20 protein-coding genes and 1 pseudogene are annotated in these 17,488 nt (G+C 51.9%); 13 read left to right on the forward strand and 8 right to left on the reverse strand.

The window, feature by feature from the left end; all coding sequences use genetic code 11:
- Positions 1 to 26: 26 nt before the first annotated feature.
- From purD to clpS, 4 genes are read right to left on the reverse strand one after another with little or no spacing between them, the layout of a single operon-like run.
- Positions 27 to 1,313: a phosphoribosylamine--glycine ligase gene (gene purD / locus AC9UEO_RS07870; protein ID WP_509531854.1), complete on the reverse strand. Its 1,287-nt coding sequence runs from the start codon at positions 1,311 to 1,313 to the stop codon at positions 27 to 29.
- Complete coding sequence (locus AC9UEO_RS07875) at positions 1,310 to 2,029, reverse strand: YebC/PmpR family DNA-binding transcriptional regulator (protein ID WP_509531857.1); 720 nt, start codon at positions 2,027 to 2,029, stop codon at positions 1,310 to 1,312. Before AC9UEO_RS07875 ends, purD begins: the two co-directional genes overlap by 4 nt.
- A 2-nt stretch (positions 2,030 to 2,031) precedes the next feature.
- Complete coding sequence (clpA, locus tag AC9UEO_RS07880; protein ID WP_509531860.1) at positions 2,032 to 4,359, reverse strand: ATP-dependent Clp protease ATP-binding subunit ClpA; 2,328 nt, start codon at positions 4,357 to 4,359, stop codon at positions 2,032 to 2,034.
- A 58-nt stretch (positions 4,360 to 4,417) separates the two neighbouring features.
- Positions 4,418 to 4,765, reverse strand: a complete 348-nt coding sequence (clpS, locus tag AC9UEO_RS07885; protein WP_509531863.1) for an ATP-dependent Clp protease adapter ClpS — start codon at positions 4,763 to 4,765, stop codon at positions 4,418 to 4,420.
- Positions 4,766 to 4,929: 164 nt separating this feature from the next.
- On the opposite strand from clpS, the gene AC9UEO_RS07890 reads away from it, so the two are divergent.
- Entirely contained in the window at positions 4,930 to 5,238 is a 309-nt protein-coding gene (locus tag AC9UEO_RS07890; protein WP_509531865.1) for a cold-shock protein, read from the forward strand.
- 17 nt (positions 5,239 to 5,255) lie between these two features.
- Here AC9UEO_RS07890 and icd read toward each other — a convergent pair whose 3' ends face one another.
- The gene (gene icd, locus AC9UEO_RS07895) at positions 5,256 to 6,515 is read right to left on the reverse strand and encodes an NADP-dependent isocitrate dehydrogenase (protein WP_509531913.1); all 1,260 of its coding nucleotides are present in this window, start codon (positions 6,513 to 6,515) and stop codon (positions 5,256 to 5,258) included.
- A gap of 84 nt (positions 6,516 to 6,599) precedes the next feature.
- On the opposite strand from icd, the gene AC9UEO_RS07900 reads away from it, so the two are divergent.
- A complete protein-coding gene (locus AC9UEO_RS07900; RefSeq protein ID WP_509531868.1) occupies positions 6,600 to 7,088 on the forward strand; it encodes a DUF192 domain-containing protein in 489 nt (162 codons plus the stop codon).
- An 11-nt stretch (positions 7,089 to 7,099) separates the two neighbouring features.
- Here the strand turns inward: AC9UEO_RS07900 and xseA are convergent, their stop codons facing one another.
- Complete coding sequence (gene xseA, locus AC9UEO_RS07905) at positions 7,100 to 8,374, reverse strand: exodeoxyribonuclease VII large subunit (protein WP_509531870.1); 1,275 nt, start codon at positions 8,372 to 8,374, stop codon at positions 7,100 to 7,102.
- Positions 8,375 to 8,419: 45 nt separating this feature from the next.
- Between xseA and AC9UEO_RS07910 the strand changes: the two genes are divergently transcribed.
- The 6 genes from AC9UEO_RS07910 to adk all read left to right on the forward strand — a co-directional run bounded on the left by AC9UEO_RS07910 (position 8,420) and on the right by adk (position 12,174).
- Positions 8,420 to 9,052 (forward strand): MotA/TolQ/ExbB proton channel family protein, encoded by a 633-nt coding sequence (locus AC9UEO_RS07910; protein WP_509531873.1) that lies wholly within the window; start codon positions 8,420 to 8,422, stop codon positions 9,050 to 9,052.
- Positions 9,049 to 9,480: an ExbD/TolR family protein gene (locus AC9UEO_RS07915; RefSeq protein WP_509531876.1), complete on the forward strand. Its 432-nt coding sequence runs from the start codon at positions 9,049 to 9,051 to the stop codon at positions 9,478 to 9,480. Before AC9UEO_RS07910 ends, AC9UEO_RS07915 begins: the two co-directional genes overlap by 4 nt.
- 6 nt (positions 9,481 to 9,486) lie before the next feature.
- Positions 9,487 to 10,500: a tetraacyldisaccharide 4'-kinase gene (gene lpxK, locus AC9UEO_RS07920; protein WP_509531878.1), complete on the forward strand. Its 1,014-nt coding sequence runs from the start codon at positions 9,487 to 9,489 to the stop codon at positions 10,498 to 10,500.
- The gene (locus AC9UEO_RS07925; protein ID WP_509531881.1) at positions 10,481 to 10,663 is read left to right on the forward strand and encodes a Trm112 family protein; all 183 of its coding nucleotides are present in this window, start codon (positions 10,481 to 10,483) and stop codon (positions 10,661 to 10,663) included. The genes lpxK and AC9UEO_RS07925 overlap by 20 nt, the downstream gene beginning before the upstream one ends.
- Complete coding sequence (gene kdsB, locus AC9UEO_RS07930) at positions 10,664 to 11,425, forward strand: 3-deoxy-manno-octulosonate cytidylyltransferase (RefSeq protein WP_509531883.1); 762 nt, start codon at positions 10,664 to 10,666, stop codon at positions 11,423 to 11,425.
- A gap of 92 nt (positions 11,426 to 11,517) precedes the next feature.
- Entirely contained in the window at positions 11,518 to 12,174 is a 657-nt protein-coding gene (gene adk, locus AC9UEO_RS07935) for an adenylate kinase (RefSeq protein WP_509531886.1), read from the forward strand.
- Here the strand turns inward: adk and AC9UEO_RS07940 are convergent.
- Complete coding sequence (locus tag AC9UEO_RS07940; protein WP_509531889.1) at positions 12,165 to 13,145, reverse strand: asparaginase; 981 nt, start codon at positions 13,143 to 13,145, stop codon at positions 12,165 to 12,167. The genes adk and AC9UEO_RS07940 overlap by 10 nt on opposite strands.
- A gap of 107 nt (positions 13,146 to 13,252) precedes the next feature.
- On the opposite strand from AC9UEO_RS07940, the gene lexA reads away from it, so the two are divergent.
- The gene (gene lexA, locus AC9UEO_RS07945) at positions 13,253 to 13,918 is read left to right on the forward strand and encodes a transcriptional repressor LexA (protein ID WP_509531892.1); all 666 of its coding nucleotides are present in this window, start codon (positions 13,253 to 13,255) and stop codon (positions 13,916 to 13,918) included.
- Between the two features lie 17 nt (positions 13,919 to 13,935).
- Positions 13,936 to 14,208 (forward strand): hypothetical protein, encoded by a 273-nt coding sequence (locus AC9UEO_RS07950; RefSeq protein ID WP_509531896.1) that lies wholly within the window; start codon positions 13,936 to 13,938, stop codon positions 14,206 to 14,208.
- Between the two features lie 6 nt (positions 14,209 to 14,214).
- Here the strand turns inward: AC9UEO_RS07950 and AC9UEO_RS07955 are convergent, their stop codons facing one another.
- Complete coding sequence (locus tag AC9UEO_RS07955; RefSeq protein WP_509531899.1) at positions 14,215 to 14,877, reverse strand: glutathione S-transferase; 663 nt, start codon at positions 14,875 to 14,877, stop codon at positions 14,215 to 14,217.
- A gap of 111 nt (positions 14,878 to 14,988) precedes the next feature.
- Between AC9UEO_RS07955 and AC9UEO_RS07960 the strand changes: the two genes are divergently transcribed.
- From AC9UEO_RS07960 to AC9UEO_RS07970, 3 genes and pseudogenes are all read left to right on the forward strand, one after another.
- Complete coding sequence (locus tag AC9UEO_RS07960; RefSeq protein ID WP_509531901.1) at positions 14,989 to 16,509, forward strand: 3-hydroxyacyl-CoA dehydrogenase; 1,521 nt, start codon at positions 14,989 to 14,991, stop codon at positions 16,507 to 16,509.
- 3 nt (positions 16,510 to 16,512) lie between these two features.
- Positions 16,513 to 17,295: an oxepin-CoA hydrolase, alternative type gene (locus AC9UEO_RS07965; RefSeq protein ID WP_509531904.1), complete on the forward strand. Its 783-nt coding sequence runs from the start codon at positions 16,513 to 16,515 to the stop codon at positions 17,293 to 17,295.
- A 63-nt stretch (positions 17,296 to 17,358) separates the two neighbouring features.
- Positions 17,359 to 17,439: pseudogene (locus tag AC9UEO_RS07970) on the forward strand (Crp/Fnr family transcriptional regulator); the annotation flags it as partial.
- Positions 17,440 to 17,488: the final 49 nt, after the last annotated feature.

Below are 17,488 nucleotides of genomic sequence, written 5' to 3' on the forward strand. Positions count from 1 at the left end.
TGAGGCTTTGGAATGAATAGTTGGTTTTATCGGCGAATAGCACGAAAGCCAATGTCACGCCGCATTTGCATCCCTTTGAAATGCAGTTGATCAGCTAAAGCATAGGCATGGGTCTGGGCTTGCTTGACAGTGTCGCCAAGGGCGGTCACACACAACACCCGTCCACCGCTGGAGAAAATCTTGCCATCTTTAAGAACCGTGCCAGCGTGAAAAACCATGGCCTCATCAGTATCTGACGGTAACCCATGAATCTCTTGCCCAAGTTCGGGTGTTGCGGGGTAGTTGGCGGCGGCCATGACCACGCCAAGTGCACAACGCCTGTCCCATTGCAGTTCGATATTTGACAGTGTCAAGGGATCAGCATCCGTGGCAGCCAAAAGTAATTCAAGCAAATCACTTTTGAGGCGCATCATGATGGGCTGTGTTTCAGGGTCACCCATTCGGCAGTTGAACTCGAGCACTTTGAGCTTGCCTTCTTTACCAATCATTAAGCCTGCATACAAAAACCCAGAGTAAGAAATGCCATCTTGTTGCATGCCTTTGAGCGTAGGCTGTATGACTTCACGCATGACTTTGGCGTGGATTTCAGGCGTGACGACCGGTGCAGGCGAATAAGCACCCATACCGCCCGTGTTGGGGCCTAAGTCGGCATCCAACAACCGCTTGTGGTCCTGCGAAGTGGCCAAGGGCATAGCAGTCAAGCCGTGGGCCACCACCATGAAACTGGCTTCTTCACCGTCCAAAAACTCTTCAATGACCACTCTGGCGACGCCTTGGTTGTGCTGTACGGCGGCATCGCTGGCAAGCATATGGTCGATGGCCGCATGGGCTTGTTGTATATCCATGGCAACCACCACGCCTTTGCCAGCAGCCAAACCATCGGCTTTAACCACGATGGGCGCACCTTTGGCATTCACATAGGCATGCGCCTTGGCGGCATCTTCAAACACTTGGTATTGAGCTGTGGGAATCCCGTGCCTGAGCATGAAGGCTTTTGAAAAGGCTTTGGAACTTTCAAGCTGGGCGGCCGCTTGGGTAGGGCCAAAAATGCGCAAGCCGTGCTGACGAAATTCATCCACAATGCCTGCTGCCAGCGGGGCTTCGGGGCCGACCACGGTCAAATCAATGTGTTTGGCTTGCGCCCATTCGCGCAGTGCCACTTTGTCGGTGAGCGCTATGTTGTCAAAATCTTTGTGCTTGGCCGTACCGCCATTGCCTGGGGCGACATAAATGCGTTGAACCTGTGGCGAAAGATTGAGCTTCCAAGCCAGTGCATGCTCTCGACCGCCACCACCGACCATGAGTATTTTCATAGCGCCGCGTTATGAAAAACCTCTTGAACATCGTCGAGTTCTTCAAGGGCGTCAATGATTTTTTGCATTTTCAGTCTATCGTCGTCATTCAGCTCGATGGTCACTTCAGGGCGATAAGTCACTTCAGCCATGCCGGCTTGTAGGCCTGCAGCATCAAGGGCTGATTTGACAGCCTCAAAAGCTGTAGGCGATGTTAAGACTTCAACCGCCCCATCTTCGTCAACCAAGACATCGTCTGCACCAGCATCCAAGGCAGCCTCCACGACCGCATCTTCGCAGGTGCCAGGCGCCAAAAGAAATTGCCCACAATGCTTGAATTGAAAGGCCACAGAGCCCTCGGTACCTAAATTGCCGCCATGTTTACTCAAAGCGTGACGCACCTCAGCAACAGTGCGAACTTTGTTGTCTGTCATGGTGTCGACCATCAGGGCGACGCCGCCTACGCCATAACCTTCGTAGCGTATTTCCTCGTAGTTCACACCCTCAAGGTTGCCGGTGGCTTTATCAATATTTCGCTTAACGGTGTCAGCTGGCAGATTAACCGACTTGGCTTTTTCAACAGCCATACGCAAACGCGGATTGGTGTCCAAATCCCCACCACCCAAACGGGCAGCCACCATGATTTCACGAATCACACGGGTCCAAACTTTGCCACGCTTTTCGTCTTGACGACCCTTACGGTGCTGGATATTCGCCCATTTGCTGTGGCCTGCCACGCTTAACCCGCCTCAGCTTCTTCAGGTTCAGCAGGCTCTGACTTGGATGCTCTGGATTCTTTCTTTGGCAAGGGTTGAATATCGAGCAACACCTCTTCCTTGTCGTCGATATCCACTGTTAAGCGACCACCCTCGGTGAGTCGGCCAAACAACAACTCGTCGGCCAAAGCACGACGGATCATGTCCTGAATCAAACGTTGCATGGGACGCGCACCCATCAAAGGATCAAAACCTTTTTTGGCCAAAAATTTACGCAAGGCATCGGTGAAAGTGACGTCAACCTTTTTCTCTGCCAACTGGGTTTCAAGTTGCAGCAAAAATTTGTCGACCACACGCATGATGACGATTTCATCAAGCGCTTTGAAGCTAACGGTGGCGTCCAAGCGGTTGCGGAACTCGGGGGTGAACAAGCGTTTGATGTCAGCCAACTCGTCGCCCGCTTCACGAGCGTTTGTGAAACCAATGGTGGACTTGTTCATGGTTTCTGCGCCTGCATTGGTCGTCATGATGACGATGACATTGCGGAAATCAGCTTTACGACCGTTGTTGTCTGTCAATGTGCCATGGTCCATAACCTGCAACAACACATTAAAGATGTCGGGATGGGCTTTTTCAATTTCGTCAAGTAACAGCACAGAATGGGGTTTCTTTGTAACGGCTTCGGTCAGCAAGCCGCCTTGGTCAAAGCCCACATAACCGGGAGGTGCGCCAATCAGGCGACTCACCGCGTGGCGCTCCATGTACTCAGACATGTCAAAGCGAATCAACTCAATGCCCAAGATATAGGCCAGTTGTTTGGCAGCTTCGGTCTTGCCAACACCGGTGGGACCGCTGAATAAAAAGGACCCAATAGGCTTGTCGGCTTTACCTAAGCCTGAGCGAGCCATCTTGACGGCTGAGGCCAAGACCTCTAAAGCTTTGTCTTGCCCAAACACCACGCTTTTTAAATCGCGCTCTAAAGTTTGCAGCTTGCCGCGGTCATCATTTGAAACACTGGCAGGCGGGATACGCGCTATTTTGGCGACGATGTCTTCAATTTCGGTCTTGCTGATGGTCTTTTTGCGCTTAGAGACAGGCAATATACGTTGCGCTGCGCCTGCCTCGTCAATCACATCGATGGCTTTGTCTGGCAGGTGGCGGTCGTTAATGTATTTGGCACTCAGTTCTGCTGCCGCTTGAAGCGCTGCGACCGCATACTTAACGCTGTGGTGCTCTTCGAAACGTGACTTCAACCCTTTGAGAATATCAACAGTCTGCTCGACAGTGGGTTCGACCACATCAACTTTTTGGAAGCGACGTGAAAGAGCGGCGTCTTTTTCGAAAATGCCTCGGTATTCGGTGAAGGTGGTGGCGCCTATGCACTTCAATTGACCGGAACTCAAGGCAGGTTTGAGCAAATTGGACGCATCCAAAGTGCCGCCTGAGGCTGCACCGGCGCCGATCAGAGTATGAATTTCATCAATGAACAACACTGCATTAGGCTTGTCTTTCAATGACTTTAAAACGCCTTTGAGGCGTTGCTCAAAGTCACCGCGGTACTTTGTGCCAGCCAGCAAGGCACCCATGTCCAAAGAGTACACCTGAGAATCAGCCAATATTTCAGGCACCTCTTTTTGCGTAATGCGCCAGGCCAAGCCTTCGGCAATGGCGGTCTTTCCTACGCCGGCCTCGCCAACCAACAAAGGGTTGTTTTTACGACGACGACACAGAATTTGAATCACACGCTCGACCTCGTACTCGCGACCAATCAAGGGGTCAATCTTTCCGTCCTTGGCCAATTGGTTGAGGTTCTGAGTGAATTGCTCCAAAGGTGAAGATTTTTCTGACTTCTCAGGAGACTCCTCGTTTTCTGAAGGCGAAGATTCCACACTTTTGCTGGGTTCTGGAGGATCGTTTTTCTTGATACCGTGGGCAATGAAATTGACCACATCCAAGCGAGTGACGCCTTGCTGGTGAAGGTAGTACACCGCATGGGAGTCTTTCTCCCCAAAGATGGCCACCAACACATTGGCGCCAGTGACTTCTTTTTTGCCATTGCCAGTGGACTGCACGTGCATGATGGCGCGTTGGATAACGCGTTGAAAGCCTAAGGTAGGTTGGGTGTCCACCTCGTCAGTTCCGGCAACTTGTGGGGTATTGTCTTTGATGAAGTTGGAAAGCGATTTGCGCAAGTCATCAATGTTGGCTGAACATGCTCTGAGAACTTCAGCAGCGCTGGGGTTGTCTAGCAAGGCCAAAAGCAGGTGCTCGACAGTGATGAATTCATGCCTTTGTTGCCTGGCCTCTACAAAGGCCATGTGTAAGCTGACTTCAAGTTCTTGGGCAATCATGGAAATTCCTTCTGGCAATCTTTGTGTAGGTTCAACTGTATATGGAAACGATGGGACATTATTCAACGGGCTCGAGCAAAGCTTGCAGGGGGTGCCCAGCCTGATGCGCAGCGTCTTGGACTTGGTCAACTTTGCTGGCGGCAACGTCCCTGGTGTAAACCCCACATATCCCTTTGCCGTCTAAATGGATCTTGAGCATGATTTGGGTGGCCGCCTCACGGTCTTTGCCAAAAAACTCCTGCAAAACCCTGACAACAAACTCCATGGGTGTGAAATCGTCATTGAGCATGACCACTTGGTACATCTGTGGGGGTTGGGTGCGCTGCGTGCGTCGCTCTAGAACGACAGAGTCTGAGTCGCCTGTGTGAACGGGTGGGATAACAGGCTTTGAAGGGGTGTTGGGCATGCTCTCATTCTATCGATGACGTCTAGGGCACTCCCAAAACTGAAAAAATGTCCGGGATTCTATTTTTAAATAGTTATTTAAAATTACTTTACAATAAGTTAAAACTGTATTCTACTTTTTAAGTATTCATTTTATTAAAATTTCAATCCGCAAAGGGGTAGGCCATGGCGTTTGGCATTGTGAAGTGGTTTAACAACCATAAGGGATTCGGTTTTATCGAGTCCTCAGAAATTGGACAGGACGTATTTGCACATTTCAGCCAAGTAGACATGGAGGGCTTTAAAACGCTCCAACAAGGTGCCAGTGTTATGTATGAGCCCATACAAGGCCCACGCGGTTGGATGGCAAAAAACATCAAGGTCATTGCTGCACCCGCAAGCCCCGACAACGCAACAGAACCTCAGGTCAGCCCACGCACTAGCCGACTAAGAACCCCTCAATTCAGAGCCAACCTGTTAGGCCAAAACTGCTGAACGAGGAGCCTTGCGGTTTACATGTGGTCGATCATGACCTGACCAAACCCGGAACAACTCACTTGTGTTGCCCCCTCCATGAGTCGGGCAAAGTCATAGGTAACTTTCTTGCTAAGAATGGATTTTTCCATTGAGGAGATGATCAGGTCGGCAGCTTCGACCCAGCCCATGTGGCGCAGCATCATTTCTGCTGACAGAATTTCCGAGCCGGGGTTCACATAGTCTTTGCCTGCGTACTTAGGCGCTGTGCCATGGGTAGCTTCAAAGCAGGCTACAGAGTCAGACAAATTCGCGCCTGGGGCAATGCCAATGCCGCCGACTTGAGCGGCCAAAGCGTCAGAAATGTAATCGCCATTCAGGTTCAAGGTGGCAATCACGCTGTACTCGGCAGGACGGAGCAAAATTTGCTGCAAAAAGGCATCAGCAATGCTGTCTTTGACGATGATTTCTTTGCCAGTTTTGGGGTTGTTGAATTTGCACCAAGGACCGCCATCGATGAGTTGGGCACCAAACTCTTTTTGAGCCAAACCATAAGCCCAGTCACGAAAGCCCCCCTCGGTGTACTTCATGATGTTGCCTTTATGGACGATGGTCACATTGGGCTTGTCGTTATCGATCGCATATTGGATAGCTTTTCTTACCAAACGCTCGGTACCTTCGCGCGAAACGGGCTTGATGCCGATGCCCGAGGTATTGGGGAATCGAATTTTAGTGACACCCATTTCTTCGATCAAAAACTTGATGAGCTTTTTGGCTTTGTCGCTCTGTGCTTCATACTCGATGCCAGCGTAAATATCCTCTGAGTTTTCGCGGAAGATGACCATATGGGTCTTCTCAGGCTCCTTCAAAGGAGACGGCACGCCTTTGAAATACTGAACAGGACGCAAGCACACATACAAATCAAGTTCTTGGCGCAAAGCCACATTCAGCGAGCGGATACCACCGCCCACGGGCGTGGTGAGTGGCCCTTTGATGGACACCACATATTCCCTCAAAACCGCCAAAGTTTCTTCGGGCAACCAGACATCTGGGCCGTAAATTTGGGTGGATTTTTCACCGGCATACACCTCCATCCAGTGAATTTGTCGCTTGCCGCCATAGGCCTTGGCTACAGCTGCATCGACCACTTTGAGCATGACAGGGGTGATGTCAAGTCCGGTACCGTCACCCTCAATATAGGGAATGATGGGCTGCAGGGGGACAGTCAAAGACATGTCTTTGTTGACGATAATTTTTTCGCCCTGGGCGGGCACCTTGATATGCTGATACAAGAGAATGTCTCCAGAAAGTGAACAACAAGGCGGCAGAGGAAAGCCGCAGCTCAGTGGGTAAATCTTCAAATCATTCTAACCAAGCATCCTATGAACCAGCTTACTGTTTCCCTCACGCCAAGCCCAAGGGCTTTGTTTCAAGGCTTTGTGCTGGCCGTTGCTGCCTTGACTGCACCTTTGCAGGCTTGGGCCCAAGAGCCCCAAACCGATTTACAGCGCTTGGTGATTCAAGCAGGAATGTTTCAAATTGATGCCCAAATAGCCCAAACTCCTGAGCAACGGCAAATCGGACTGATGTTTCGAAAGGACATGCCCACGCATGAAGGCATGTTGTTTGTCTTTGAAGAGCCTCAAAAACAATGTTTTTGGATGAAAAATACCTTGCTCCCCCTGACAGCCGCTTTTGTTGATGAAGATGGTGTGATCGTCAACACCGCGGATATGCAACCGCAAACCACAGAGTCTCACTGCTCTGACAAACCGGTGCGATTTGTACTTGAGATGAACCAAGGTTGGTTTGCGAAAAAGAAGATTGGCAAAGGCTACAAACTCAAATCGGCCGTGTTCGCCAAAAAATAATCTCACTTAACTCAAAGACGATGGGTCCCTAAGACCTGCATATCAGCAACGCCATCAGCCATTCGAGCAACAACCTGCGCTCCAATATTGACTTCTTGAACCGAGGCGATGGCTTGTCCCTGCTTGTTCTCTAACCAAGCGTAGCCCCGCTGTAAGACCAAGGCGGGGTCAAGCGAGCCCAGCAATAAAGCTGCTTGGGATAATCGTTGACCCATTTGGGCGGGCATATCCTGCGCAGCCCGGGTCAACCTCATGGCCTGGGGTTCTAGCACCATGGCTTGGCGACTCAGTACTTGCTGCCCCGCTCGTCCTATGCGGGAAGAAAACTGCGATAAATGATGCTGCTGCTTGTGGACCCAACTTGAGGGCCTGGCCAACACAGCTTGCAAGCGATCTAGGTTCTGCGCTCGGTTGTCAATCGCTTGTGCCAACTCGGCATCCAAAAAAGCTTGGATGGCTGTTAAATCTTGCGCCAAGCTTTCTCTTGGCAACGCACAAAGCTCGGCCGCCGCGGTAGGTGTGGGGGCACGCAAATCGGCACACAAATCGGCAATGGTGATATCCGTTTCATGACCTACACCAGAAATAACGGGGACGGTGCTGTTGGCAATGGCATGGGCGAGCTGCTCATCGTTAAAGGCCCATAAATCCTCCATAGAGCCGCCGCCCCTGACCAGCAAAATCACCTCAATTTCAGGCCTGGCCGCCAAGGCTTGCAACGCCTGCACCAGCTGGAGCGGCGCATCGACCCCTTGCACAGGAGAGGGCGAAATAATCACCGGTATATGAGGGACTCGACGCTGTAGGGCTGTGACCACATCGTGCAAAGCGGCTGCGCCCAAGGAAGTCACCACGCCGATACATCGGGGATACATGGAAATAGCCCTTTTGCGGTCTTGCGCAAACAGGCCCAGCGCCTCTAGTTTGGCCTTGAGTTGCAAAAAAGCTTCGTGCAACTGCCCAGCGCCTGCGGGTCGCAAGGCTTCAATCACCAACTGCATCTCGCCCCTTGGCTCGTAAACAGCAACGCGGGCTTGGGCTTGCACCAACTGCCCATCACGCGGAGAAAAATTCAATTGCTCGGCTGTGCGACGAAATAAAGCGCAGCGGATTTGTGCACTGCCATCTTTGAGGTTGAAGTAACAGTGTCCACTGCTGGCTTTGGTAAACCCAGACAACTCACCTTGAACCGAGACCATGCTAAAGCGTGCTTTCAAGGAATCGGCAATCGCTTTGTTCAAAGCGCTGACAGTCCACACATATTGAGCTTGGTTATCGTTGGACATGCTTAAAGCTGGGTAATAATTGACAGCACATATTGGGAGACGCCTTTGTTTGGAATCATACAAGCCGCTGGATGGCCGATTTGGCCGCTGTTGTTATGCTCAGTCATTGCGTTGGCATTGATCATTGAGCGTTTTTACAACCTGCGAAGCAGCGTTGTTCTCCCCCCTACGCTCCTTGATAATGTGTTTTCTATTTCGCAACGTGGTGTACCCCGCCCCGAATCGATTCAGCATATTCAGTCCACTTCTGCTTTAGGGCAAGTCATCAGCGCAGGCTTGTTTTTGCTGCAATCCCAACCCCAGTGCAGCAAAGAAGAGTTTGTGAGTGAAATGCAAGCCAGTGGACGCCGCGTGGCGGCCAAGCTAGATCGTTATTTAAGTACGCTTGGGTCGATTGCTTCGGTTGCGCCTTTGCTGGGTTTGTTTGGGACTGTTGTAGGCATGATTGAGATTTTTGGTTCACAAACCCCAGGTGCGGGCAACCCTGCCCAACTGGCCCATGGCATTTCTGTTGCGCTTTACAACACCGCTTTTGGATTGGTGATCGCCATTCCAAGCTTGGTAGCCTGGCGTTATTTGCGCGCCAAGGTAGATAACTTTGTGGTCGAACTCGAAATCGCCGCCGAGCGAATGGTTCACCACTTTTTCACCCAACGCCCAGCAGCGAGCGCCGCATGAAGTTTGGTCGCAGCCGTTCGGATGAACCGGAAATCAACCTGATTCCTTTTATTGATGTCTTGTTGGTCGTTCTGATCTTTTTAATGCTATCGACCACCTATGGTCGATTGACCCAAATTGACCTGAAACTGCCCACCGCAGACTCTGCCCAGCAGCAAGAAAAACCCAATGAAATCAGGGTGGTGGTGAGCAGCGATGGCCGTTACTTGGTGCAGAAACAAACGGTAGACGGCACTGACATCCAAGCCATTGTTCAAGCCCTGGCTGAAGCGGCCAAGGAAACGGCCAACCCCTTGGTGGTTATCAGTGCTGATGCGCGTGCCAGCCATCAATCCGTGATTCAGGTGCTTGAAGCAGCCCAAACCGTGGGCTTGCAGCAAGTTACCTTTACCGCCCAAAGCCGCTCTCAAGCGACCACCCTTCCTTAAGGCGCAATGCCAAGACCCAGCGACATACTGTTGCACGCTTGGCGCAAGCCAGGATTGCTAGCTTGTTGTTTATACCCGCTGACTTTCCTCAGCCTCATTTACCTTTGGCTCAGCAGGTTGTCCTATGCGCTAGGCTGGAAAACATCCACCCGTTTGCCAGTGCCTGTGCTGGTGGTTGGCAATGTGCTTGTAGGTGGCACAGGCAAAACCCCAGTGGTGATTCACCTTGCCCAACGAATAAGCCAGCTAGGTTGGCAAGTAGGGGTGATTGCACGTGGTCACGGTGGGCAATCGAATGGCTGGGCCGAAGTCACCGACAACAGTTTGGCCTCGCAAACAGGCGATGAAGCGCTTATGCTGAAAAAAAAGCTGGGCTTACCCGTCTACATTGCCAAAAAGCGAGCGCAAGCGGCCTTGGCGCTTTTGCACAAATACCCCCAAACCCAACTCATCATCAGCGACGATGGGCTGCAGCACCGTGCTTTGCATCACGATATTGCCATCTGCGTTTTTGATGACCGAGGTTTGGGCAATGGTTTTTTGTTGCCAGCAGGACCTTTGCGTGAAACATGGCCTCGGCAGTTAGTTGAGGGCGTGACGCAAATCAAGGTCCATACAGGCCTAATCGGCTTTGAAGACAGCCTAGCGGCACATCGCCAACTGGCAGGTTTCGCCGTCAATGGACTGGGAGAGCAACGTGATTTGCGTTTCTGGGCAAACCAATCCGTCAATGCTTTAGCGGCTATTGCCAAGCCGCAGGCCTTTTTCGCAGCCCTGCAAAGCGCGGGCTTGAGCCTTTCGCAAACCCAAATATTTCCTGACCATGACCCACTGGCTGATTGGCAGCCCAGCGATGGGCAGGATGTGATTTGCACTGAAAAAGACGCTGTCAAATTGTGGCCACGTCACCCACAGGTGTGGGCTGTGCCCCTGCAATGCGAACTGCCAGCGGTTTTTTGGGACGCATTGATGCCGCATTTGCAACGACTATCATTGAGCCATGGACGCCAAACTACTTGAACTGCTGGTATGCCCTGTGAGCAAGGGCAGCCTTGAATACAACCGCGAAAAGGCCGAACTGGTCTCGCGCAGCGCTCGCTTGGCCTACCCCATTCGGGACGGCATTCCTGTGATGCTTGAAATGGAAGCTCGGGTATTGACTGACGCCGAACTGGAGCTTTGATTGAGCGCCCCGCCCTTTGTGGTGCTGATTCCGGCTCGTCTGTCAGCGAGTCGCTTGCCCAACAAACCCTTGGCTGATTTGGCAGGCATCCCCATGGTGGTGCGGGTTGCCCAACGTGCCCAACTGTCCCAAGCCAGCCAAGTGGTGGTGGCCACTGACAGCGCTCAGGTGATACAGGTTTGCGAGCAATTTGGTGTGAAAGCTGTCATGACCCGAGCCGATCACCCCAGTGGCAGTGACCGTTTGGCAGAAGCGGTCAGCTTGCTGGGCTTGGCAGACGAGGCCATTGTGGTGAATGTCCAAGGGGACGAGCCCTTGATTGAACCAAACAACATAGATGCCGTGGCGCAACTTCTGCATCAGCAACCTGCCAGCAGCATGAGTACCTTGGCCGACCCCATCATCCATCTAGAGGAATGGCACAGCCCGCATTGCGTCAAAGTGGTTTTGGACGCCCAGTCTCAAGCGATGTACTTCAGCCGAGCCAGCATTCCCCACTTCCGTGGCGGCTCACCTGATCAGTTGCCGCCCTACCCTGTTTACCGCCACGTTGGCTTGTATGCCTACCGATGCGGTTTTTTGAAGCTTTACCCCACGCTCAGTCCATCCCCAGCAGAACAAGCCGAAGCCTTGGAGCAATTGCGGGTTTTGTGGCATGGGTATCGAATTGCAGTGCATGTCTGCGACTTACCCAGTGCTGCAGGTGTAGATACCCCAGCCGATTTAGAACGTGTTCGACAGATGCTTAACCAGTCGATCTGACTGTCTGTCAGGCGAATGCACTGCATGTTATTCTCTGCCAACGACAAAAAGCGCTCTGCCAAGACAGTGCCAAAGACAAAGCAAGGAAGACAATGAGACTGATTCTGTTGGGCGCGCCAGGCGCTGGAAAAGGCACACAAGCCTCCTTCATTTGCCAACATTACGCCATCCCCCAAATATCCACTGGCGATATGCTGCGTGCTGCTGTCAAAGCAGGAACAGATATGGGCTTAGCAGCTAAAAAAGTGATGGACTCGGGCGGCTTGGTAGGTGACGACATCATCATTGGCTTGGTCAAAGAACGTATTGCACAACCCGATTGCGCCAAAGGTTTTTTGTTTGATGGATTTCCTCGCACCATCCCGCAAGCTGACGCCATGAGGCAAGCTGGTGTCAAACTCGACTGCGTGTTGGAAATTGATGTTCCTTTTGAGGCCATCATTGAACGCATGAGCGGGCGCCGTGTCCACGTGGCCAGCGGTCGAACCTACCATGTGCGCTTCAATCCGCCCAAGGTTGAAGGTGTTGACGACCTCACTGGCGAAGCACTCATTCAGCGAGACGACGACAAGGAAGAAACAGTCAATAAACGGCTTGAGGTGTACAGCGCACAAACCCGCCCTTTGGTTGATTACTATTCCTCATGGTCTGACAAAGAGCCGGCTTTGGCACCGCGCTACCGCGCTATCAGCGGACAGGGCAGCGTGGAAGAAATCACCGAGCGCGCTTTCAAGGCACTTCAAAGCTGATTTTCCTGCTCTGCCATCAAACTTAAACACAAAGCAGTTCTTGCTTTAGCCGCACTCAAAGGGGTGACTGCACCCCACGTTGTTTGAGGCTGGGCATGTGCCAGTCCCAATAGGCAACGGCTGCTAAGCCATACCCGTACCCCTTGATCCAGCGCATTTTGTAGGGCAATCTCTAAGGATTGACTGGCTGTTCCCATGCCCGTACCCGCCAGCACGATGCCGGCCAAAGCGGTGTGCTCCGAGCTGGATGCGGCCAATAAAGCTCTGACCACAGCACCGTCATTGAGGGCGTGGTTGGTAACCATCTCCACCCTTGGCCATTTTTGCAAGGCCAAGGCATAGGTCAAGCTGGGTTTTTGAAGAGGGGGCACAGGCGTCATGTCGCGGTGGACCTGCCACTGCTCACCTTGCTTGCTGGCAAAGCAAGCCTGCGCTCCACTGGTGAATGCATCAACGTTTTCCGTGGTGAGTTTTTGCACATCTTGAGACAAATGCACTTTACCGGCGCAGACAACAAACACTGCGCAATGCTTGGTTTTTGACGCCCAGTTCAGGGCGTCGGTGAGGTTGCCAGGCCCATCAGCATGGGGGGCGTTGGCTGGGAGCATGGCGCAGGTCAAAACAATCGGTTTTGACCAAGGCCCCATCACCTCTAGCAAACAAGCAGTTTCTTCCAAGGTGTCAGTGCCGTGGGTGATGACAACCGCGCGTGTTTGTGGGTCTTGGTTTGCCAAGTCGACCGCGGACAAAAGTGCTTGCCAATGAGATGCTTGCATGTCCTTGCTGTTGATTTGCGCCACATTTTTAAGCTCAATTTGCAAATCATGAGATATGCCTAAAGTGCTTATTAAGTCAGCAACTCCTAACGCACCAGCTTTGTATTCTTTTGGATTTTTAGGATCACAAGCCATGCCTGCAATGGTTCCTCCCATGCCCAGCACGAGGATTTTTTGAAGATTTTCTTTTGACATGGGCTTGTAAAAATTAAAAAGCTGGTTAAAAATACAGTTACTGGATGTCTAAACAGTGTCTATTGATCTCAAAGAGTATTTCATTTTCACCTACCTCAGGAGCCGTTATGGAACAAAGCAAGCTCACCGCAAGGCAACAACAAATTCTCTCCTTGATTGAAGCGGCTATTCGCCAAACAGGTGCTCCGCCCACGCGTGCCGAAATTGCCAAAGAACTTGGCTTCAAGTCAGCCAACGCGGCAGAAGAGCATCTACAAGCTTTAGCGCGCAAGGGATACATACAACTGGTCAGCGGAACCTCACGCGGCATTCGGTTAAAAAACCAAGACCACGCAAGAACCCTGGAGTCTTCTCGTACGCCATATTCATTGTCGTTACCAGGACTGGGGCAACTAATATTGCCTTTGGTGGGAAGGGTCGCAGCAGGTTCGCCTATTTTGGCGCAAGAGCACATAGAACAAAGTTATGCGGTTCAAAATTCTTTGTTTTCTGAAACACCCGATTACTTGCTCAAGGTTCGCGGCTTGTCCATGCGCGACATTGGCATTCTTGACGGCGACTTGCTTGCTGTCAAATCCACCTCCGATGCACGAAATGGCCAAATCGTGGTTGCCCGTCTTGGCGAAGAAGTTACCGTCAAACGCTTCGAAAAAAATATCTCCGGCATACACCTGCACCCTGAGAACCCCGATTTTTCAACCATCCACGTCAGCCCTGGCGACAACTTTCACATTGAAGGCTTGGCTGTTGGTCTGATTCGTCACCAGTTTTAACCCTCATTGGAACCCTTATGAACCTCGCACTCATCACCTCACAGAAATTGTTCCAGCGCATTGATGCAGCCTATAAAGCACTTTGGCCTGCTAATGACCCCCATATGACTGCACCTGTCAACCTATCTTCGCCCCTACCCGCCAAGCCTTTGCGTGTCGTTCGGGTGGCTGAGGAAGGCCACGCATCGCCCAGCAACGCTGGCCGCATGGTCATGTCAGGTCGCATGGCCGATATTTGCGCCGAGCTCGATCGCTTGGTACACCTTGAAGCCAGCAAATCACTTCGCTGAAAAGCTTCAGGTTTTCTTGGCTGAAAGGCTGGCCATCAAGGCAGAATTTTCTTTACGGTCAGCTAGCACTTTTTGCATATGGGGGCTTTCAGCCATTTTTTGGCCATAGGCTTTCACAGGTAAATCAGCCAGCAAATCTTCACCAAGCACCAATTTGCAAGCATTGACAGCAATAGGCAAATGAAAAGCAGCGGAGCAATCTGCCAACGTCATGCTGTCGCCTGCCACATAAGGCGAAAATTTAGCTAATTTGGCAAAACCAGCAACGCCTTTTCTCAAATTTTTACGAACTCGTTCTTTGGTTCCCTCGCTGACCTGACCGCCAAAAAAGGCTTGGGGATAAAGCTCACGGGCAACCAACTCGATGTGCAACTCTAAATACACAATCAGTTCTCGAACTTTGGCTGCTTGCATCGGATCAGCGGGCATCAAAGGATGATCGGGGTAGGCTTGCTCAAGGTACTCGGCAATCACCATGGACTCTGTCAAGCAACCATGCGGGGTCTCTAAGAAAGGTACTTTGCCCATGGCCGATCGGCCCATCAATTTAGGATGGCTGTTGCCAACCCACACCAACTCTTCTTCAAAAGGAATGCCTTTTTCAAGCAATTGCAATTTGATTTTGTTGTAGTAGTTGCTGACAGAAAAGCCACACAATTTTAAAGACATGGATGTTCCTTGGTAAGACAAGATCGGCACATTCTGTCACAGCGGCCCAGAGCCATGCCGATTCAAAGTAACGCAAACAGGTTCAAGACTTGGCAGAGATAATGCTTGGTTATGAATTCTTTATTTCCAACTGTAGGCGTTTGCGGCACTGGCGCCATGGGTCAAGGCATTGCTCAAATGGCCGCACAAGCGGGCAGCCAGGTTTTGCTTTTTGACGCAGCAACAGAACGCGCTGTGCAGGCTCAACAAGCCATTACCTCGCAATGGCAAAAAATGCTCGACAAGCAACGCATCTCGCCTCATCAACACCAAGCCTATCTTGCATCATTAAAAACTGTTGATACTTTGAAAGCCCTGTCATCTTGCGACTTGGTGGTTGAAGCCATTATTGAAAATGCGCAGGTCAAACAAGCTTTGTTTGCACAACTCTGTGAAGTGCTCTCAGATGAGGCTGTTTTGGCCACCAATACATCCTCTTTATCCATCACTGCTTTGGCTTGGGGCATAAAGCACCCTGAGCGTTTTGCGGGTTTGCATTTTTTCAACCCTGTGCCACTGATGAAAGTGGTGGAAGTGGTGCCTGGGCTTGCCACTGCGCCAGCGGTTTGTGAAAAATTAAAAGCCTATGTGCACAGCATGGGTCACCAAGCGGTTTTGGCGCAAGACACGCCTGGCTTCATCGTCAACCACGCGGGGCGCGGTTATGGCACCGAGGCTTTACGCATCGTCAGCGAAGACGTGGCAGACTTTGCCACCATCGACCGCATATTGCGTGACCAAGTGGGTTTCAAGCTCGGCCCCTTTGAATTGATGGACTTGACGGCCTTGGATGTCTCGCACCCTGTCATGGAGTCCATTTACCACCAGTATTTTGAAGAACCGCGCTACCGCCCCAGCGTCATCACCGCCCAGCGTTTAGCTGGCGGTTGGTTGGGTCGAAAAACCGGTCAAGGTTTTTACACCTACGCTGAAGGTAAGGCGCAAATTCCCCCTGAAAAAAATGTACCCTCAAGCTCGCTCAAGCCGCCGGTGTGGGTGTCAGCCCGTGCTGCACGCCGCTCAGAGTTGCTGCAACTGCTAAAAAACCTCGGCGCGGCCATTGAAACCGGGGCTGCGCCTTCCAATCAAGCCCTGTGTTGGGTGGCACCTTTGGGTTTTGATGTCACCACCTGCGCCATCGTTGAGCGATTGGACCCCGCACGCACCTTGGGCATTGACATGTTGATGCCCGACGACGCCACCCAAAGACGGGTGCTGGCCACCAACCCTGCAACCCGCAGCGATATGCGTGACGCGGCTCATGCCCTCATGGCCTCGGACGGCAAAGCCGTGAGCCTCATTCAAGACAGTGGCGGTTTTGTCACCCAACGCGTTGTCGCCACCATCGTAAACATTGCCAGCGACATGTGCCAACAAGGTATTTGCAGCCCAGCCGACTTGGATACCGCGGTCACACTGGGCCTTGGCTACCCCTTGGGCCCCTTGGCTTTGGGCGACCGACTTGGCGCCGACAACTTGCTTGAGGTGCTGTTTAACCTGCAAACCGTGTACGGCGATCCGCGTTACCGCCCAAGTCCTTGGTTGCGCCGACGTGGTGCCTTGGGTTTAAGCTTGAGCCATCTTTCAATTTAAACCATGACTGCCCAACTCAAAAGCCACAGCCAAGGACAAACCTTGGTCTTGACCGTCTCCAACCCCGAGCACCGCAATGCTTTAGACCCCGCCATGTACAGCGCGGGTGTCGAGGCCTTGAACGTGGCCGAAACCAACCCCGATGTGCGAAGCGTCATCTTGACTGGCGAGGGAAAGCACTTTTGTGCAGGCGGCAACTTGAACAGGATACTGAGCAACCGCAATGCCCCGCCAGAGCAACAAGCCTCAGGCATTGACGCCTTACACAGCTGGATAGAAGCCATACGAACCTTTCCCAAGCCCGTCATTGCAGCCGTGGAAGGCGCGGCAGCAGGCGCTGGTTTTTCTTTGGTTTTGGCGTGTGACATGGTGGTGGCTTCAGCTGAGAGCCTGTTTGTCATGGCCTATAGCTCGGTAGGTTTGTCGCCCGATGGGGGTGGTAGCTGGTTTTTAAGCCGCGCCTTACCAAGGGCCTTGGTCAATCAATTCATGTTCTTAGGAGAGCGCATTCCAGCGCAACGTTTGGCTGATGCCGGCCTGATCAACCATATTGCGCCCGCTGGTGAGGCTTTGGCCCAAGCCTTGGCCTTGGCTGAAAAGCTTAACCAACGTGCACCGAATGCCTTGGCGAGCATCAAGGATTTGACAGAATCTGCCTATAGCCAAGACGTCTTTGCCCACATGCACACAGAAAAACAGCATTTCTTGAAAAACCTCAACCATGTCAACGCCGGCATTGGGATTCAAGCGTTTTTGGACAAACAAACACCTCACTACAAACCCTAGCGTTGTCGCTGGCGGTCCCGTCGGCGACAAATTTCAACCACTCGGTCACCGAGAAGACAGCCCATGGACGACCCTATCCTTACCATCGAGGAACGCGAGGCGATCAATACTGGTCGTTGGTTTTCCTCTCTTTCCCCTTCACTAGCATTTACTCTAACTATTTGATATTAAATTCAGATAGAGCATCTTTCCT

Origin of the sequence: Limnohabitans sp. (genome assembly GCF_040401495.1) — a bacterium.
Taxonomy (GTDB): domain Bacteria; phylum Pseudomonadota; class Gammaproteobacteria; order Burkholderiales; family Burkholderiaceae_C; genus Limnohabitans.

What these genes read in the sequence shown, in the direction of transcription:
- purD (WP_509531854.1), bottom strand. Translation starts at nt 1,313, where the DNA reads ATGAAAATACTCATGGTCGGTGGTGGCGGTCGAGAGCATGCACTGGCT.
- clpA (WP_509531860.1), bottom strand. Translation starts at nt 4,359, where the DNA reads ATGATTGCCCAAGAACTTGAAGTCAGCTTACACATGGCCTTTGTAGAG.
- clpS (WP_509531863.1), bottom strand. Translation starts at nt 4,765, where the DNA reads ATGCCCAACACCCCTTCAAAGCCTGTTATCCCACCCGTTCACACAGGC.
- AC9UEO_RS07890 (WP_509531865.1), top strand. Translation starts at nt 4,930, where the DNA reads ATGGCGTTTGGCATTGTGAAGTGGTTTAACAACCATAAGGGATTCGGT.
- AC9UEO_RS07900 (WP_509531868.1), top strand. Translation starts at nt 6,600, where the DNA reads ATGAACCAGCTTACTGTTTCCCTCACGCCAAGCCCAAGGGCTTTGTTT.
- xseA (WP_509531870.1), bottom strand. Translation starts at nt 8,374, where the DNA reads ATGTCCAACGATAACCAAGCTCAATATGTGTGGACTGTCAGCGCTTTG.
- AC9UEO_RS07915 (WP_509531876.1), top strand. Translation starts at nt 9,049, where the DNA reads ATGAAGTTTGGTCGCAGCCGTTCGGATGAACCGGAAATCAACCTGATT.
- lpxK (WP_509531878.1), top strand. Translation starts at nt 9,487, where the DNA reads ATGCCAAGACCCAGCGACATACTGTTGCACGCTTGGCGCAAGCCAGGA.
- AC9UEO_RS07925 (WP_509531881.1), top strand. Translation starts at nt 10,481, where the DNA reads ATGGACGCCAAACTACTTGAACTGCTGGTATGCCCTGTGAGCAAGGGC.
- adk (WP_509531886.1), top strand. Translation starts at nt 11,518, where the DNA reads ATGAGACTGATTCTGTTGGGCGCGCCAGGCGCTGGAAAAGGCACACAA.
- AC9UEO_RS07940 (WP_509531889.1), bottom strand. Translation starts at nt 13,145, where the DNA reads ATGTCAAAAGAAAATCTTCAAAAAATCCTCGTGCTGGGCATGGGAGGA.
- lexA (WP_509531892.1), top strand. Translation starts at nt 13,253, where the DNA reads ATGGAACAAAGCAAGCTCACCGCAAGGCAACAACAAATTCTCTCCTTG.
- AC9UEO_RS07950 (WP_509531896.1), top strand. Translation starts at nt 13,936, where the DNA reads ATGAACCTCGCACTCATCACCTCACAGAAATTGTTCCAGCGCATTGAT.
- AC9UEO_RS07955 (WP_509531899.1), bottom strand. Translation starts at nt 14,877, where the DNA reads ATGTCTTTAAAATTGTGTGGCTTTTCTGTCAGCAACTACTACAACAAA.
- AC9UEO_RS07960 (WP_509531901.1), top strand. Translation starts at nt 14,989, where the DNA reads ATGAATTCTTTATTTCCAACTGTAGGCGTTTGCGGCACTGGCGCCATG.
- AC9UEO_RS07965 (WP_509531904.1), top strand. Translation starts at nt 16,513, where the DNA reads ATGACTGCCCAACTCAAAAGCCACAGCCAAGGACAAACCTTGGTCTTG.